Genomic DNA, 3,309 nt, shown 5'->3' on the forward strand with positions numbered 1-3,309 from the left:
CAGCAGGACGGCGCGGGCGGCGCGCAGGCCCGCGGCCAGCGACTCCTCGGATCGGACGCGGCCGACGCCGTCGGGCAGGAGCGGCGCGTGCCACGGGACGGTCTCGACGGCGACGCTCCCGGCGAGGGCGCCGAGCTCCTCGTCGAGCAGGCGGTCGACCTCGTTGGAGAACACGCGGACCCGGTCGCACTCGCGGTCGACGAGCACGGCGGCGATCGGGGCGCCGAGCAGGCTCGTGTGCACGCGTGCTCCCTCGAGGTACCAGGAGAGGGCCGTGGAGGACGTGAGGGCGACGGCGTCGGCGCCGGATCCGTCGAGGAGTTCCAGGACCCGCTCGCGCTTGACCGCGTGGTCGGCGGCGCTCACGCCGTCACCTCGACGGGGCCGAAGAGGACCCGGCCGGGCCCGCGGGCCGCGAGTCCCCACTCCGCACCCGTCCACCGCCGGCCCTCGAGGGACAACGGCTCGCCGACGGCGCGGCCGTCGAGCAGGAACCGCGCCACAAGTCCGTCGATCTCGACGCCGATCCGGGTGCCGACGGTGTCCAGTGCCGTCGCGGGGGAGTCGCCCAGGACGAGCTGGGCGCGGCCGTCGGCGTCCAGGCGCAGCTCCCTCGTGACGGAGTCGACGAGGACGAACGCCGCCTCGGCGCCGTGCGCGGAGAGCACGGTGGTCTCGATGCGGCGGTGCGCGCCGTCGAGCGGGCGCAGGAGCGCGGCGTCGGGATGGCCGAGCAGGGTGAGCCGTCCTCCGCCGACGGACTCGACCAGCTCGGCAGGCAGCGCGTGCCGGGAGTGCCAGGCGGCGCTGAGCCGCTCCCGGGAGAACGCGTCACCGCCGCGCGGTCGCGGCGCGGGCGTCGATCCGCCGCGCGGGGTCGGCCAGGAGGGCACGGGGGTCCCGGTGCCGCCCTCGTCCGTCTCGCCGATCAGCGGCCAGCCGTCGTCGCTCCAGCGCAGCGGCTGCAGGTGCAGCACCCGGCCCAGTGCGCCCTTCGCCTGGAAGTGGAGGAACCACTCCTCCCCGTCCTCGCCCGGGATCCACGCGCCCTGGTGCGGGCCGTTGACCCGCGTCCCGCCCTGCTCGAGCACGAGGCGGTGCTCCCACGGGCCGTCCCAGGCGGGCGCGCGGAACGCGTACTGCCAGCCGGTGGCGACTCCGCCGGCCGGTGCGAGCACCCAGAGCATCCCGTCGCGGGAGTAGGCCTTGGGCCCCTCCAGCGTCGTGCAGCCCTCGATCGCCTCGCCGTCGATCACCGTGCGCGAGGGCCCGAGGGCGCGGGTCAGCGCCGGATCGACGTCGAACACGTCGAGTCGGTTGGCGAAGCCCGCCCGCGAGCGGGCCCAGCCGTGCACGATCACCGCTCGGTCCTCGCCCCAGAACGGGCACGCGTCGATCACGCCTCTCGCCTCGAGCACGAGTCGCGGCTCGCTCCACGGGCCCTCGATCGAGGGCGCGTCGACCACGAGCACCCCGCGGTCCGGATCCCCCCAGACGACGAAGAGGCGGCCGTCGTGCTCCCTCAGGCTGGGCGCCCAGACTCCGCCGTCGTGAGGGGAGTCGGGCCGGTAGCCGCCGGCGTGGCCGACGGGCGTCCAGTTCATCAGGTCGTCCGAGTGCCAGAGCGGGAGTCCGGGGGAGCGGTCGAAGCTCGAGGCGACGAGCCCCCACCCGCCCGTCGACAGGGCGATCGCGTCCGGATCGGGGACGTCGTGGTCCAGCAGCGGATTCGTGAACACGGCGGTGGTCTCGCGGTCGTCGGGCATCGTCGCCTTTCTTGCAGTGCACCTGTTGGCACCCTGTGTGCCTCCTGCTACAGTACGTGAGAAACCGGTTTCTCGGAACCGCGACCCTGCGACCCGATCCGGCCGCCGCCACCGCCCGACACGGGCGCACGCTCAACGAGGAGTTGCACATGATCCGTCCCATCCCGCACCGGGCGCTCAGAGCCTTCGGCGCCGGCGCCGTCGCGCTCGGCCTGGCCGTGAGCGCCACTGCCTGCTCCGGACCCTCCGAGGAGGCGGCGGAGGAGTCCGCCGGCCCCGTCACCATCTCCTTCCAGTGGTGGGGCAACGACGAGCGCGCCGAACTCACCGAGGCCGCCATCGACGTGTTCGAGGAGAAGAACCCGGGAGTGACGGTCGAGACCTCCTTCTCGGCCATCGACTCCTACATCCCCAAGCTCGCGACGCAGATCGCCTCGGGGTCGCAGCCCGACCTGTTCCTGATCCCCATGGAGTCGGTGAAGGAGTACACGCAGAAGCAGGCCACCACCGACATCAGCGAGTACGTGGGCGACATCATCTCGGTCGACAAGATCCCCGAGGCCACGCAGAAGATCGGGCAGATCGACGGGAAGACCTACGGCTTCACCCTCGGCACCGCGACCTACGGCTGGGCCTACGACCCCAACGTCTGGTCCGCCGCCGGTCTCGAGACGCCGGACGAGGACTTCACCTGGGACGACCTGATCGACGCGGGCACCGCCATCCGCGAGGCCAGCGGGGGCGCCAAGGCCGCGATCAGCGACCCGGGCGGCTACATCGCCCTGTTCTCGACCTGGCTGAGCCAGCAGGACAAGCTCCTGTTCACCGAGGACGGCGAGCTCGGATTCACCGAGAAGGACCTGCTCGGCTGGTTCGACCTCATGCAGGAGCTGCGCGACTCCGGCGCCTCGACCGACCCGCAGACCACGTCGACGATCGACCAGAGCATGCAGAACTCCGGATTCGCCCGCGGGCTCGCCGCCGGCGAGTTCATCGCGGCGTCGATCACCGGCGCGTTCGTCGACACGCTCGGGGAGGGCAACGTCGCACTCGCGCCGATGCCGACCGACACCGGGGTGATCGGGCTCGGCATGGCCGGGACGAACGTGGCCGCGATCTCGCCGCAGTCGGAGCACCCCGAGGAGGCCGCCGCGTTCCTCGACTTCCTGATCAACGACCCGGAGGCCGCCGAGATCCTCAAGCTCAGCCGCGGCATCCCGCTCAACACCGACAACTACGACGCTCTGGCGCCGACCCTGAGCGGCGGCGACAAGATCGTCAACGACTTCGTGCAGAAGTACCAGCCGCAGTTCTCGGACCCCTCGCCGCTGGCCCCTCCGGGAGTGAGCACCCTGCCCGCCGACTTCACCCTCGCCTACGAGGGCATCACCTTCGGCCAGCAGTCGAACAAGGACGCCGCGAAGTCGCTCTACGCGACCTTCGAGGCCGCGATCTCGTGACCCGCCGGTCGGCAGGGTCGCCCCACCAGGAGGCACGGCGATGACCCTCACCGAAGAGGCGGTCACCCCGCCCTCCCTCCAGG

At 72.3% G+C, this 3,309-nt stretch carries 2 protein-coding genes and 1 pseudogene; 1 reads left to right on the forward strand and 2 read right to left on the reverse strand.

Going from position 1 to position 3,309, the window contains the following annotated elements; all coding sequences use genetic code 11:
* Both NB037_RS18965 and NB037_RS18970 read right to left on the reverse strand, forming a co-directional pair.
* Window positions 1–366, reverse strand: a pseudogene (locus NB037_RS18965) (M24 family metallopeptidase); the annotation flags it as partial.
* Window positions 363–1,766, reverse strand: a complete 1,404-nt coding sequence (locus NB037_RS18970; RefSeq protein WP_251948540.1) for a family 43 glycosylhydrolase — start codon at window positions 1,764–1,766, stop codon at window positions 363–365. The pseudogene NB037_RS18965 and the gene NB037_RS18970, both read right to left, overlap by 4 nt.
* A 149-nt stretch (window positions 1,767–1,915) precedes the next feature.
* On the opposite strand from NB037_RS18970, the gene NB037_RS18975 reads away from it, so the two are divergent.
* Window positions 1,916–3,226, forward strand: coding sequence for an ABC transporter substrate-binding protein (locus NB037_RS18975; protein WP_251948542.1), 1,311 nt, complete (start codon window positions 1,916–1,918; stop codon window positions 3,224–3,226).
* Window positions 3,227–3,309 lie beyond the last annotated feature (83 nt).

Origin of the sequence: Rathayibacter rubneri, assembly GCF_023743255.1 — a bacterium.
GTDB lineage: Bacteria > Actinomycetota > Actinomycetes > Actinomycetales > Microbacteriaceae > Rathayibacter > Rathayibacter rubneri.